Below are 14,145 nucleotides of genomic sequence, written 5' to 3'. Positions count from 1 at the left end.
TTATTTTCCCAGCATAGCCCGGATGCCGCGGAGGATGTGTCCGTTGGCAATTTCCAGCATGCCTTTTGCGACAGGATATTTTAAGCCGCCGGCGGAAGAGTAGCAGAGGGAACGCAGGGAGTTGGACGGCATCATTTTTGAGATAAAGAGCCCTGCCTTCTTTTCCCTCTCTTTTTCCGGTCCGTCCGGCATTTTACAGGCTTTTTTGTACTGTTTGACGCCTACGTTTACTATGGCCTTTTTTATGACAGCGCCGAATAGGGTATCAAATTCCCCCAGTGTTGTTTCCATGGTATACGGCCGTTTTCCCATTTCATAAACCGGGATGGAGCGGCCGATCAGCGAGGAGAAAACATGGTCGGAGATCTCCGGCAGCCCGGCGGCATTGCCGTATGCGGCCAGCACGGCTTCGGAATAGGGGGAAGGAACCGTTTCTCCGGTAATCTTTAATTCTGTCTCCAGCCGGATATCCTCGCAGCTTGCGCCGATCTGTATCCGGTACGTTCCAGGTTCCAGCACCCATTTTTTAAGTCCCGGATGATAATAGCGCAGATCGTCCTGCGAAAAGCGGACGGTCACATGTTCTGTCCGGCCAGCAGCTACAAACACTTTGGAAAAACCTCTTAGTTCCCGCAGAGGCTTAAAAACCCCGCTTTCAGGTGCGGACACATAGAGCTGCACAACCTCTGCGCCGTCAAATCTGCCGGTATTGCTTACATTCAGACCTGCCGTGTATTCTCCGTCTTGTGTATCCAGTTTCAGATCACTGTATGTAAATTCGGTATAGCTTAGGCCGAAGCCGAACGGATAACGCACTCTTTTCCCAGCGCTTAAGTAGTAGCGGTAGCCCACATATACGGATTCTCTGTAAGCTTCCACCGGATTTTTACTGAAGAGGCTGCCAAAGGGCACATCTTCGTAACGTTCTGCCCAGGTCTCGGCCAGTTTGCCGGAAGGGTTCTTTTCTCCGAACAGGAGCTGATACGCGGCTGTTCCGCCGCATTCGCCGGGAAGAAAGAGATTTAAAACTGCGTTAAATCCATCGGCGAAGGGCAGTTCAATGCTGCTTCCGCCGAAGAGTACCAGCACGGCCTTCCGGCCCAATTTTGCCAGCTCTGTCAGAAGAACAAGCTGATTTTCGGGCAGCGACATACTTTCCCGGTCAAAGCCCTCGGATTCCACATAATCTGTCTGTCCGGCAAATACCAGGATATAATCAGCATGTTCTGCCTCTCTAAGCGCCTGCGCCAGGTACTCGGGTTCCAGCCCGGTTTCGCTCTCCCGATAGCCGCGGACATAGGAATAGTCCACGCCCCGGGCTGTGAATTCGGCTTCGGGTGTTTGAAGGATCTGCGGATTGATGAGGGAGGAACCGGAGCCCTGATAGCGCATATAATGGAAGAGATCGCCGATGATCAGGTATTTTTGATCCCTGCTTAACGGGAGGATGCCGTCATTTTTCAGCAGCACAGCGCTGTCCGCGGCAATTTCTGCTGCGAGGCCGGCGTGGGCTTGAAAATCACAGGAGGCGTTCTTCTGTCGGGAAACCCGGCGGATGAGGGCGAGCATATTGGAAACCGCCGTATCCACCGCTTCTTCGGACAGGCTGCCGGACTGTACGGCACGGATGACCGACCGGACATTGTGCGGTTCCATGCCCGGCATTTCCAGATCCAGACCGGCTTTTACACCTTTAACCCGCTCTTTGACGGCGCCCCAATCGGTCATGACCACACCGTCAAATCCCCATTCCTGCCTTAAAACATCCGTTAAGAGCCATTTGTTCTGGGCGCAGAATTCCCCGTTGATCTGATTATAAGCGCACATCATGGAAAATGGGTGAGCCTTTTTGACGATGCGCTCGAACCCTTTCAGATAGATTTCCCGCAGCGCCCGTTCGTCAACGACGGAGTTGCCGGTAAATCGGAAATTCTCTGAGTTATTGGCGGCAAAATGTTTGACCGCAGCCCCTACACCGGTACTCTGTACTCCTTCTGTAAAAGCCGCGCCCAGCTCACCGGCGATCAGGGGATCTTCAGAGAAATACTCAAAATTCCGTCCCGCCAGCGGATTGCGCTTGATATTTACCGCTGGCCCAAGGAGCACATGGATGCCGTAGTTTAGGCATTCCTCCCCGAGGGCCTGGCCCATGCGCCGAAGATTATCCGGGTTCCAGCTGTTGGCAGCAGTGGCGGCCGTGGGAAAGCTGGTGGAGGGCAGGCTGTTGGAAATACCGCTCATGCTGTCACCGCCCTCTTTCAAAGCCCGGACGCCGTGAGGGCCGTCAGAGAATTTCAAAGCCGGGATGCTAAGCCGGGGGATCGGCATGGTACCCATGTTGGTGCAGCCGCAGAGGTACCATGCTTTTTCTTCCAGTGTCATATTTTGGATTAGTTCCCGAATGTTCATACCGATTCCTCCGTATCCGTCCGGCCGTGGACGTCAATTTCTTCAAATGTATGGTTTCCGGCAAAAAGCGTCTTTTTCCGGCCTCCGGGCAGCATGAGATCCGCAGTGCAGTTACAGGGAACGGAAACCGTATAGATGATTTTGCCATTTTCCCGTTTCCAGCCGCACTTGACTGTTCCGTATACGCTTAGATATTCTGCTTCTGCATGGGTGAAATGTCCGCCCGGGCGGGGCGCAACGGTAAAGCGGTTCTCTGTCTTTATCTGAATGCCGCACATGGTATCAAACAGCCACTGGCACACTGCACCTTTGGAGTAGTGGTCCAGGGAAGCAATGCCGCCCTGTGCCACCATGCCTTCCCAGCTTTCCCAGACGGTGTTTGCACCCGACTTTGACATGAAGAGCCAGCCGGGCATTGCTTCATTTTCCAGCAGCTTATAAGCGGCCTCTATATCGATTTCAGCCAGCACATACAGTATGAGCGGCGTGGATAAAAACCCTGTGCCAATCCGCCAGCCGTAATGCTCCAGCGCCTTAATAAGCCGTTTTTTCGCATACACAGTCTGCTGCTCATCCAGCAGTTTCATATACAGCGGACGTACCAGAGACGCCTGCCGGTCTGTATCGAGAGAAAAACGGCTCTGCCGCCGCAAAGCCTGATAGCCTTTCCGCGTTCGTGCCGCGCAGGCGCGGTACTCTGCGGCATCCTCAGGCTTGCTAAGCGTCTCGGCAATCTGCGCCATGGCTTCCATCACAAAGCTGGTATAGGCGGTTGACTCCTCCGGGTGAGGCACCGACATTTCCTTAAACCAGTTGAGCGGATACACGTCGGCCGGTTCTGCCCATTCACCGAAAGACTGGCCGCTGTTTACGATGTTCTTTTTGTCCGCTTTCTGAAGGCCTGTGGAGCGGGCAGTGGGATACCATCTGCCGACACGGTTCATCATAAAATGGGCATAGCTGCGCATTTTATTGTAGTGTTCACTAAGTATTGCAGCATCTGCGTACTGTTTCCAGAAAAAGTACGGAATCAGCACCCCTGCATCCGCCCAGCCCACCGAACCGTCCATGGGCGCCATATAGAAATCCACACCGCCATAGGGGGCGATCTGAGGCAGTTTCCCGTTTTTCTTCTGCCAGTCGTACAGATCCCGCAGATATTTCCGGGAGAACGCAGCATAATCGAAAAGATAGGCGGCCGAGCGGAAAAAGATCTGTGCGTCTCCGGTCCAGCCATGGCGTTCACGGGTTGGACAGTCGGTCGGTATGTCCAGATGATTGTTTTTGGCCGACCATACGGTATTTTCGACAAAACGGTTCAAAAGAGGGCTTGAACTGTTAAATCTGCCGGTACGTTCCAGATCGGAGTAAACCGCAATGGCGGTGAAATCCTCCGGTTCCCAGCAGACATCGGTATCCAGCAGGGCATACTGAAAGCCAAACACAGCAAATGCTGTCTTATATTCGTTGACCCCTTCCCTGCAGGTATAATCCACCGTCTGCTGCGGGGTGACCCGGCCTTTGCGCGCACATTGGATATTTTTCTGGGTGAATTCCCCGTCCCCATCCAGCAGCTCTCCGAATCGCAGAACCACACGCTGCCCGGCCTCTGCCATAAGTGAGAAGGAGATATATCCGGCAATATTCTGCCCAAAATCCAGTACTGTTTTCCCGGATGGAGTAATAATTGCATTTGGGATAAAGCGCTCATGTTCGGTGACTGGCACGTTATTGGAGGCGGTGGGGATCACTGCATGCCTGGTGACCCTGGCGGCCCCTGAATAGCTGGGAACCATCCGTGCATCCAATATTTCCCCGTCCTTGTTGTCGGCGAACCGGACGGGGCCGTCGTTGGACCAGCGCCAGCTGCCGTCCGTACATATGGCGGTTATCCTGCCGCTTGCGTCCGTCAGCTCCAGCCGGGCCAGGAGCTTGGTTTCATATCCGTACTGGCACAGCAGGCCCCATGCTCCCACACTGCCCCGGTACCAGCCGTCGGCCAGCCGGACGGTCAGCGTATTTTCCCCTGATTTTAGCAGGGGCAGTACGTCATAAGTCTGGTACTGAACCCGTCTCCGGTAATCCGTATAGCCGGGGGCCATAATGAAATCTCCGGCGCGGCGGCCATTGAGCCGGGCTTCGTAGACCCCGCAGGCGGTTATATACAGCCTGGCCTTTACTGCGCAGCCGGCAGAAAAGGTCCTGCAGAAGCAGTCCACCGGATAGCGCCTGGCTGTTTTGCCCATATATGCACGCAGAAGGCTCTTTTTAGTCCGGGGCGTGTAATCGCCTGTGATCCACTGGGCTTGCCAGTCTTCCGCCCGCAGAAGGCCGATCTCGAAAGATGCTTCTTCTGACCATTCGCCGGCCTCATCGCGTTCATCCCATAGCCGCGCTTTCCAGATCACGGTATCACGGCTTTGAAGCGCTCTGCCGCTGTAGACGGCATGCATGGAGGAAGACGCCGTCTTTTGGCTGTCCCAAACGGTCTGCCCGTTTACCTGGGCCATGATCTGCCAGGCTGTCTGGGTGATGCCGCCCTCACAGTTCCAGAACAGCCGGGGAGCAACGGTATCGATGCCCATAGGGTTAGTCAAATATTCTGTTTTTAAACGGATTGCTTTCATTGCGGCGTTCCCTCCTGACGGGCTTTGATCTCGGCCTGTTCCTTATGGATGACTTTCTCTACCGAAAGCCCGGAGAGGAGAATCACCAGGATGACGGCGGTAACGATTTCGACCCCTAAAAAGCACGCAGTGATCGCATTTTGGGTGGCGGGATTCTGTACGGCGGCTACCGTCCGGCCGTTGATCAGCTCCGGAGCCGCATAGCCGCTTAAGGCCAGCAGAAGGTTGAACAGCCCGCTGGAGAGCCCCACGCAGACGGTGGTGATGACGCTGTTCATAGATGCGGTAAGGCCGTCAATACGGAAACCGCCTTTCCACTCCATGTGGTCCAGCACATCAGCCAGCAGGGCGGAGAATACATAGGCACAGGGGAGACCTCCCGTGTTTTTAATGAACTGGCCGATCAGCACCACCGCCATATTCTTCGGTGCCATGAGGCATATGGCGCCGCCGGCGGCATAGAGGATAAATCCTGCCAGCGTGACATTGCGTTTGCCGAATTTCTTTGCCAGGGGCCACACGGCGAATATGCCGATTCCCATCGGGATTCCGCCGATGACCGACACCATCGTCTGTGTAAAGCCGTCGTTGTATGTACCCAATACATAATTGCAGTAGTAGAGCAGGGAAATGTTCTTGATATTGTTTCCGAAAAAGTAGGTGAAGGAATAGAGCAGCAGGATAATCCAGTATTTGTCTGAAAAGGCCAGCTTCAGCTGTCTGCCGATTGAGACAGTTTTTCCGGACTGTCCGGACTGCTCCTCTGTAACCCTTTCCCTGGTAAAGAAATATTCAATCAGAGTCAGCGGCAAAGCGATTACGGCGATGAGGCTCATTACCAGGATCCATTTGCTCTTATCAACTCCCAGAGCGGGAAGAACCACCATAGGAAATATGAGAGCCACTATGATTCCGGATATCATCACGGAAGCGATGTTGTTGAATACGGAAAGCCCGCCCCGTTTTGTGGTGTCCCGGGTGGAGAGCGGGACCATCAGGCTGTGGCTCATATTATAGATAGTAAACGCAAAGGAATAAAACAGGTTGTACGACAGCATGACCCAGATGGCCTGAACGGTTTCGGAGGCGTTCGGGACCGTAAACAGCAGAATGCCTGTAACTGCCATCAGGGGCGCGGACAGCAGCAGCCAGGGCCTTGCTTTTCCCTGCTTAGTCCTGGTATGCTCGATGATCTGCCCCATAACAACGTTTGTTATGGCATCGATGATCTTGGACATAACAGGGAACAGCGCCAAAAAAAGACCTCCCCATATATGAGTCAGTTTCAATACATCCGTGTAGTAAGCGTTCAGGTAGGAGCCGAGAACCGCATTTAAAAGCAGGGCGCCGGCCGGCCCCGCCAGGTATCCCAGCCATTTTTCCTTCCCTGTCACCTGATCGGATAGAATTCGGCTTTGAAGCCCTTTTTTGTCAAACAGTTGTTTTCCTGCCATCGGATTCTCTCCTTTTCACAAATAATCCAATTATCGGTTTGATTTATTTGTAAATATTGTAGCAAAACAGCCCCTGTATGTCTTGCAAATTTGTCTGGTTCATACTATAATCTGCAGTATATTTTATTGTGCAGGAGAGCTGGATCTATGAAATAAATTGTCTTGTGAGCGTGATCCGTTTTTATTAGAGGAGGAGCTGAATGGAAGTGGACTATGAGTATATGGCGAACGCACTGGCGAGCCTGTCCGGGGTTCCGGTGCGTATTTATCGGGAGGGCCGTCTGGCAGGACTGTATCATCACAGCGATTTTACACCGGATCCGGCGGTTCTGGAGGAAAAGCGCATCTTTGAAAATCCGGGAAATGTAAGTTATCATATGACGGATACATTTCTGTTTTATGGCCTGTTCCGCATGAAACATGCGCCTGTGAGCCTTGTGATGGGGCCTGTGGCCCAGGTGAATCCTGACCGGGCCGCAGCGTGCGAGATTCTCCGCTCCATGGGTGAAGCGCCCGGCCGGGCCAGGGAATTGATGGAGTATATGCAGTCCATTCCAACCTATCCCTTACGGAATTTTCTGCAGATCCTTTGTACATTAAATTACTTTATAAATGATGAGAAGTTAAACGTCAAGGATCTTCTGACAGATGAGGCGCTGCCCTTAATTCCCGGCGGGGAAACGTCATCTCCGGCAAAGCAGCAGTACGGATTTGTACATAATACTTACGAACTGGAGCAGTTATTGCTTTCTATTGTAGAACACGGACGAGTGGAGGATCTGTCAGCCATGATAGCATCGCCGCCGGTGGGGCGGGCAGGGATCATGGCTAACGATGCCATCAGGCAGCAGAAAAACCTGTTTATATGCACTGCAGCCCTGGTTACAAGAGCAGCCATACGGGGAGGCCTGGATCGGGAATCCGCCTTTTCATTAAGCGATGTCTACATTCAGAAGGTGGAACTGCTGAAGACCTGTCAGGAGGTGATGGGGCTGCAGGTCGCAATGGTTCGGGATTTTACCCGGCGGGTGGCAGATGCTACCTGCGGAGAAAAGAATGATCCCCGCATCCGCCGGGCGAGGGATTATATTTTTCAGCATATTGACAGGCGGGTAACCACAGAAGAGCTCTCCCATGAGCTTGGACTCAACCGCACCTATCTGTGCTCTCTGTTTCAGGAGCGGACCGGGATGAGCGTCGGAAGTTATGTGACGGCTCTCAAGCTTAATGAGGCAAAGCGCCTGCTGGAGATAAGCGATAAATCACTGGAGCAGATTGCGGCTTATCTTGGATTTTCATCCCAAAGCCACTTCCAAAATGCTTTTAGAAAGCACACGGGAATCACACCGGGCGCATACCGGAGTCAGAGAAAGATGCATTAACGATTTTGCCGTATTGCGGTTATATCCGGTTTACAGTATGATAGTAGATAATAAAATAAAAACGGCAGACTATGGCAAAGGAGAAGGATATGTTTGATTACGATGAGATTATGAAACACATTCAACAGGTGAACGAACAGACACAGAGTGCTATGGATGATATGTTTAAAAGGAGCGAAGAGATCGCAAAAAAAGCTGATGCTGAAGCGAAAGAGAAGGAAGAGCGGGAGAAGGCTAAGGAGGAAAAACAGCGGGAAGCAGAGCAGCAGACAGCAGAGCAGCAGGCCGCAGGCGGGCAGCGTCAGGTGGAAATCCTGGGGCAGATGCTTGGGCCGGACGGCCTTGCGCAGATGGCGTACTCAGAAGAGCAGATGCGTCAGGAAGTGGAGAGGCAGGTATCCCAATACGCTTCCATGAGCGTGGACGGCATGATGGAAAAACTCTTCGGCGAAGATATGGGGGTCATTTCGGCGGCGTTGGAAACGCTTGCAATGGAGGAGGATGAGGACGAAGACGAAGAAGAGGAAGAACTGGATCTGGAGGACGAACAGGAACTTTATCGGATTGCAGAGGTGAAAATGGCACAGATTGGCGCGATGCCGGAACCGGAACCTGTTCCGTATTCCGGAGATGACCCGAGGTGGGCGCAGTTCGGCATCCTGCTGTCCGGCATTGTATCCTTTCTAAATGGGCATGACTTGGACTCCATGGATGTGGAAGAACACATTCCCGTTCTGGAGCAGCAGGTGGCTTCAGTGGTGCGCCGGTCCTGGGGCATCGACGGCCGCGGGGGCCTGCTGGACACCATCCGCTATCTGACCGAAGAGGGGTATGTGATGCGGTACAGGATGTACTGTGAGGCATCTTCGCCGGAAGAACTGCTGGCTGGGGAAACGGATGAAGAGGAGTGCGCTTCCGTCTGCCGGGGATGGCGGTTCGCGCAGCATTTTAAGGACAGGTATGCGCCGGAATTCATGCTGGGATGGGATATCGGCCGGGCCGCCATGCTTGCCCGCTGGGGCTGCTATCTGGGCTGGCTTACCAGAGGCGAGGCGGAAGGCATCCTGTGGGATCTGACCCGGCGCGTAAAAGACGAGATGCACAGCTGGAGGGAGTTCGCCCAATCTTATCTGTTCGGAGGGCTGATGTGGAAACTGCTGTGCGGCGACAGCGATGCTGAAACCTATTTAAGTTATATCGCGGATGCGGCTGTGGATCTGCTGACCGGCGGCGAGGAGCAGGACGGCGGGCAGTGGAAAGCGTGCCCCTGGCCGGAAAGGCGCAGAATCGGATTTTAAAAAGGAATTATTTCAGTAAGCGGGATCAGAGAGGCGGGATTCAAAGAAATGAGAAAAATTATACTGTTTATTGCGATGAGTCTTGATGGATATATTGCGGATGTAAATGGCGGCGTAGGGTGGCTTGGGGGTGAAAAATCCGGAGAAAATGACATGGCATCCTATGCAGAGTTTATCAGGGATATTGATACGGTCATTATGGGGGCGAACACCTATGAACAGCTTGTGACAGAATTATCCCCCGATGAGTGGATGTATCCCGATCTTACCAGTTATATCATCACGCATCATCCGAAGCAGCCAACGGAACGTATCAAGTTTACCCGGGAGAATCCCGTTCAATTGATTACCAGGTTAAAAGCCCAGGCAGGCAAAAATATCTGGATCTGCGGGGGCGCATCCATCGTAAACCAGCTCATCCAAAATGACCTGATCGATAAATACTATATAAATGTCATCCCGACTATTTTAGGAGACGGTATCCGTCTGTTTGATACATCCGGGAAAGAAATAAAGCTTAGATTGCTTCAGACTAAAAGTTATAACGGAATTACGGATTTAGTATATGAGCGGAGGCAAATTCCTGGCTGTTGAAAGGGGACGCTGACAACAGCAGCTTATGAAATATTTTACTTTAAATAATTCGATCATGAGGTATTAATACGATGTTAAAGCGTTCAATAAGGCCAATAGAAAAAAACGATTTTTACAAAGAGCTGCTATCCTTTGCCGTGCCAATCGGGTTACAGAACCTTCTGGTCGCCCTGATTGGCGCATCGGATGCGCTGATGCTGGGCCGTCTGACGCAGGATGCGGTTTCTGCGGTTTCGCTGGCGAATCAAATCGCGTTTATCATGAACCTGTTCAGCGGTGCTGTGGTTGGCGGCGGCGGTGCGCTGCTCGCTCAATATTGGGGAAAAGGCGACCGGATCATGGTGAAAAACCTGTTCTGTATGCTCATGAAATGGGCATTTGGAATCTCCTTTGTTTTTTCAATGCTGGCACTGTTTACGCCGGAGATTTTGATGCGCATTTATACGCCGGACGCTGCCTTAATTGAAATCGGAGCCTCCTATCTTCGTGCGGTAGGCATTTCCTATCTGTTTAGCGGCATCACGCAGTGTTATTATCTTATGATGAAACTGGAAGGGAAAGCAACAAGGAGTGTTTTGATTTCCGTTGTCACCCTCATTACGGACGTCGTACTTGATTTTTTCCTGATATACGGTATTGCGGGCGTGCCGAAACTCGGGGCAAACGGCTCAGCCTATTCTACGGTTGCTGTGGAATTGGTTGCGCTCATCTGGTGTATCGCACAATCCCACCGTGGGGAAAGCATCCGCCCCGACATGCAGGGATTCCGGTGGTTTTCGGCCGATGTAACTAAAGATTTATTTAAAATCGCGCTGCCCATGCTCGGCAGTTCGCTTGCATGGGGATTCGGATTTTCCATGCACTCGCTGATTATGGGGCACCTGGGTTCTGACGCCACAGCAGCCGCGTCCATTGCTTCTGTAGCGCAGGAGCTCATAACCTGTATCTGCAAGGGGATTTCCGCAGGTGCGGGAATCATGCTTGGGAAGCTTCTCGGTCAGAGACTCTTTGACAAAGCCAGAGAATATGGAAGGAAATTCTGCCATATCTCCTTTTGGACCGGCGGTATCCATATGGCGCTTCTCTGTATCCTCGGCCCTGTTGTGACGGAGTTCTTTACACTGTCGGAAACTGCAAAGCACTATCTGGTTATCATGCTGATCTTCAGCGCGTTTTATGTTTTTGCCTATTCGGTCAATACGGTCATCGTCTGTGGGATTTTCCCGGCTGGAGGCGATGCCAGATACGATGCGGTCAGCGTATTTTTCGCGACCTGGTGCTTTGCGCTGCCGCTGGCATTGCTTGGTACTTTCGTGTTTAACTGGCCGGTGATTGTAGTATATATCCTGATGTGTGCGGACGAAATCGTGAAACTGCCCTGGCTGTATCCCCGGTATAAGAAATACCTGTGGCTGAAAAATCTTACACGGGAGGAACACTCCGGTATAGCGGAGGCGGAATGAAGTACGGATCGGATTCTAAATCAGATATATTTTGCAAGGGGAGAGAAAAATGCTTAAAAAGATTAACAACTTTATAAACATACTTATGGGTACATTCACCTGTGTATTTATCGGAGGGGCTGTGTATAAATATTTTGATTATAAAAATCATCCTGATTTGTATGCTATGCAGTCTGCTCCATGGTATACCGGGATCCAGATTGCCGGTATGGCCTTGATGATTGTATTAATAATCTGTGTGATCATAAAAATTATAATTCGCTGGAAGATGGACTGATAAACCAAAGTTTTGAATGGAATAGCTGGCATTACCTACTATTATGGCGGGTGAATATTATCTGATCAGTAACATCGTATTTGGCGGACAAGGCGAATGAAAGGGATTATCGTCATGGAATATCTAAAAGTGTTGCAAGACAACTTTGAAGCAAAGGACAATAGCTTTCTATATTATTTACATGAGGAAAACTTTTTTCATGAAAAGGCATTTGCCGAATTGTGCAGCTGTATATCGTCTTTATGCCATGTTCATTTACATGATGAAGAGGTTTCCGCCCAAATTTGTTTTATCTATGGGCAGGTTTTAAGACATATCATTTACCATTTCGATCCCAGTGATTTGAGCCGGATTTCAAACTTGCCCAGTAACTATCAGGAAAAACTGGATGTTTTGGAGCGTATCGTTACAAGCTGTTTTTATTTGTAATAGAGCTTATTTATATAGGAGGAATTACCAATGAAAGATTTTTTCGAAGCATTAACAAGTGAGAGGAAAAACACAGCATTACCTGACGAGTTTAATTATTTTGGAAAACTTATCGGTAGTTGGGCAATAAACTATATTGAGAGTAACAATTCCCTTGCAATGAAAGGTGAATGGCATTTCTCATGGGTCCTTGAAGGAATGGCTATTCAAGATGTTATTATTCTGCCTGATTATGAATATGGGACATCGTTGCGTATCTATAATCCCGACACACACGCATGGGATGTAGCTTATGGTTATACTGGAAAAATAATACGACTTGAGGCAAAAAAACAAGATGACATGATAATGCTCACTTTCGTCAATGATGAAAGAAGAAAGTGGGTTTTTACTAATATAGAGGATAATCGTTTTCATTGGGAAAATATTACTGTAAAAGATGATGGCGAATGGTATATAAATGCAGAAATTTATGCTGAACGTATCATATAACCACAGTTCACAGTGTTACAAATCCCAGTTAATCAGGTTGGGAAATTTGAAGTTTGCAGGAGTAGTATAAAAGATGAAAAATATATTAGTAATACAAGGCGGCGGACGAGTTAATGGTAATACAAGTCAATTAGTAGATGCGTTTATCCGGGGTGCAAAAGAGACTGGAAATTTTGTGGAAAATATTTCACTCAATAAAACGGAGGTAAAAGGGTGTATAGGCTGTAATGCCTGTCGTTATGGAAAACCTTGTGTGCAAAAGGATGGGTTCAATGAACTTATTCCTAAAATTAAATCAGCAGATTTGATTGTGTTTGCTTCGCCGCTATTGTTTTGGACACTGTCTTCTAAAATTAAAGCATTTATTGAGAGATTCTACTGTATTGCAGAAGAAGATGCTGATCCTCCTTTAGGACGATATGAAAAATATCCAATAAAAGATGCTGCTTTACTGATGACATCAGCTGATAATTACTTTTGGACATATGAACAAGCGGTATCATATTACAAATTTGCAATTATAAATTATATTGGATTCAATGATAAAGGAATGTTGCTTGCTGGGGGGTGTGGAGATACAAATGGAAAACCACAAATTGATAAAACGAATCATCTTAATGAAGCTTATAATTTTGGGAAGAATATTTATAGAGAATAGCTCAGATTCCAGCTTGTCGGGGAGACGAATTTGAAGGCGCAGGGGTGAAAATGATAGAATATAAGATTTAATAATTCGAAAAGAATACCAACGATGGATAATGCGTTTTACAGAAAGATGGGAATGAAGACACTTGAAGAGAGGTATATGATAGTTATAGAGGTGAAAGGAAATGGTGGTAGGAATTATTTGTTTTGTTATAGCAATAATCGCATTTGTGATTGCTGTTTTACAATTTATGGAGAAAGGATTTCTGTTTAACAATGCGTATCTATGGGCATCAAAGGAAGAACGTAAAAGAATGAACAAAAAACCACATTATAAGCAGTCAGGCGTTATTTTTTTGTCAATTGGAATAATCTTTTCGCTAAATGCCCTTGACGCACTATTTAAACAGGATTGGATTTTTCCTGTTGTTATTGTCATTGCTATTGGAACAATTATTTATGCGATTGTAAGTTCAGTGGTGATAGAAAAAAGGAAATAAATAAATTCCAGTTGTTGGGGCTGGAAAAATGGAATTTAAGGAGAAAAGATCATGGCAAATGAAAAAGTTTCATTCAGAGAGTTTCTATCGGCAGTTGAACCAGAACACCGTGCGTTTGTCGAGGAGCTTAATAATAAACTGATAGAACGAGTAGCATATTGCCAGGCTGGTCTGTGCGGAGATTGCTGCCCGCAAGTCGGCTGCATAGAGACAGAATATTAAGTCTCAGTTTGGAAGTTGTGGAGGAGAAAGACTATGAATAAAGATAATAAATCAATCATTATATATATGTTTACAGGAATGATATTGGGGCTGGCAACTGGTTGTGTTTTAGGGATTTTTCAAGGGAAAATAGGAATATTTATGTGTTACGGCTTAGTATTTGGACTTATATTAGGTGTAATCGTGGGAACTGTTATTAACAAGTTTAAGAGCAAGAAATACGGTATGCAGTAAATTACCAATATGGCAAGTGCTGATTATTTCATTTGTTTTCCTTGAAGTCTTTTCCAAGGTTGGGTCACGCCAATATTGATAACAATATTGTTTTAACATAAGCTACTAACATAAATCGA

14 protein-coding genes are annotated in these 14,145 nt (G+C 48.9%); 11 read left to right on the top strand and 3 right to left on the bottom strand.

Annotation, left to right across the window (positions count from 1 at the left end):
- From DWZ56_RS04845 to DWZ56_RS04835, 3 genes are read right to left on the bottom strand one after another with little or no spacing between them, the layout of a single operon-like run.
- Window positions 1-2,409, bottom strand: coding sequence for a glycoside hydrolase family 3 N-terminal domain-containing protein (locus DWZ56_RS04845; protein ID WP_118555267.1), 2,409 nt, complete (start codon window positions 2,407-2,409; stop codon window positions 1-3).
- Entirely contained in the window at window positions 2,406-5,036 is a 2,631-nt protein-coding gene (locus tag DWZ56_RS04840) for a family 78 glycoside hydrolase catalytic domain (protein ID WP_118555266.1), read from the bottom strand. The genes DWZ56_RS04845 and DWZ56_RS04840 overlap by 4 nt, the downstream gene beginning before the upstream one ends.
- The gene (locus DWZ56_RS04835; RefSeq protein WP_118555265.1) at window positions 5,033-6,490 is read right to left on the bottom strand and encodes an MFS transporter; all 1,458 of its coding nucleotides are present in this window, start codon (window positions 6,488-6,490) and stop codon (window positions 5,033-5,035) included. The genes DWZ56_RS04840 and DWZ56_RS04835 overlap by 4 nt, the downstream gene beginning before the upstream one ends.
- Before the next feature lie 200 nt (window positions 6,491-6,690).
- Between DWZ56_RS04835 and DWZ56_RS04830 the strand changes: the two genes are divergently transcribed.
- The 11 genes from DWZ56_RS04830 (at window position 6,691) to DWZ56_RS04785 (ending at window position 14,026) form a co-directional block, all read left to right on the top strand.
- Window positions 6,691-7,872: a helix-turn-helix domain-containing protein gene (locus DWZ56_RS04830; RefSeq protein WP_118555264.1), complete on the top strand. Its 1,182-nt coding sequence runs from the start codon at window positions 6,691-6,693 to the stop codon at window positions 7,870-7,872.
- 89 nt (window positions 7,873-7,961) lie between these two features.
- Window positions 7,962-9,170, top strand: a complete 1,209-nt coding sequence (locus tag DWZ56_RS04825) for a DUF1266 domain-containing protein (RefSeq protein WP_118555263.1) — start codon at window positions 7,962-7,964, stop codon at window positions 9,168-9,170.
- Window positions 9,171-9,218: 48 nt separating this feature from the next.
- Window positions 9,219-9,764: a dihydrofolate reductase family protein gene (locus DWZ56_RS04820; RefSeq protein ID WP_118555262.1), complete on the top strand. Its 546-nt coding sequence runs from the start codon at window positions 9,219-9,221 to the stop codon at window positions 9,762-9,764.
- Between the two features lie 71 nt (window positions 9,765-9,835).
- Entirely contained in the window at window positions 9,836-11,227 is a 1,392-nt protein-coding gene (locus DWZ56_RS04815) for an MATE family efflux transporter (RefSeq protein ID WP_118555261.1), read from the top strand.
- A 49-nt stretch (window positions 11,228-11,276) separates the two neighbouring features.
- A complete protein-coding gene (locus tag DWZ56_RS04810) occupies window positions 11,277-11,504 on the top strand; it encodes a hypothetical protein (RefSeq protein WP_118555260.1) in 228 nt (75 codons plus the stop codon).
- Between the two features lie 96 nt (window positions 11,505-11,600).
- The gene (locus DWZ56_RS04805; protein ID WP_118555259.1) at window positions 11,601-11,933 is read left to right on the top strand and encodes an Imm41 family immunity protein; all 333 of its coding nucleotides are present in this window, start codon (window positions 11,601-11,603) and stop codon (window positions 11,931-11,933) included.
- Window positions 11,934-11,963: 30 nt separating this feature from the next.
- Window positions 11,964-12,425: a hypothetical protein gene (locus DWZ56_RS04800; RefSeq protein ID WP_118555258.1), complete on the top strand. Its 462-nt coding sequence runs from the start codon at window positions 11,964-11,966 to the stop codon at window positions 12,423-12,425.
- 73 nt (window positions 12,426-12,498) lie between these two features.
- Window positions 12,499-13,083: a flavodoxin family protein gene (locus tag DWZ56_RS04795; protein ID WP_118555257.1), complete on the top strand. Its 585-nt coding sequence runs from the start codon at window positions 12,499-12,501 to the stop codon at window positions 13,081-13,083.
- A gap of 172 nt (window positions 13,084-13,255) precedes the next feature.
- The gene (locus DWZ56_RS04790; RefSeq protein WP_118555256.1) at window positions 13,256-13,570 is read left to right on the top strand and encodes a DUF3784 domain-containing protein; all 315 of its coding nucleotides are present in this window, start codon (window positions 13,256-13,258) and stop codon (window positions 13,568-13,570) included.
- Window positions 13,571-13,621: 51 nt separating this feature from the next.
- Window positions 13,622-13,792: a hypothetical protein gene (locus tag DWZ56_RS22680; protein ID WP_158584449.1), complete on the top strand. Its 171-nt coding sequence runs from the start codon at window positions 13,622-13,624 to the stop codon at window positions 13,790-13,792.
- A gap of 33 nt (window positions 13,793-13,825) precedes the next feature.
- Window positions 13,826-14,026, top strand: coding sequence for a hypothetical protein (locus tag DWZ56_RS04785; protein ID WP_118555255.1), 201 nt, complete (start codon window positions 13,826-13,828; stop codon window positions 14,024-14,026).
- Window positions 14,027-14,145 lie beyond the last annotated feature (119 nt).

The sequence above is a fragment of the Lachnotalea sp. AF33-28 genome (genome assembly GCF_003477885.1).
GTDB lineage: Bacteria > Bacillota > Clostridia > Lachnospirales > Lachnospiraceae > AF33-28.
This window is presented reverse-complemented; position numbering and strand designations above follow the sequence as displayed.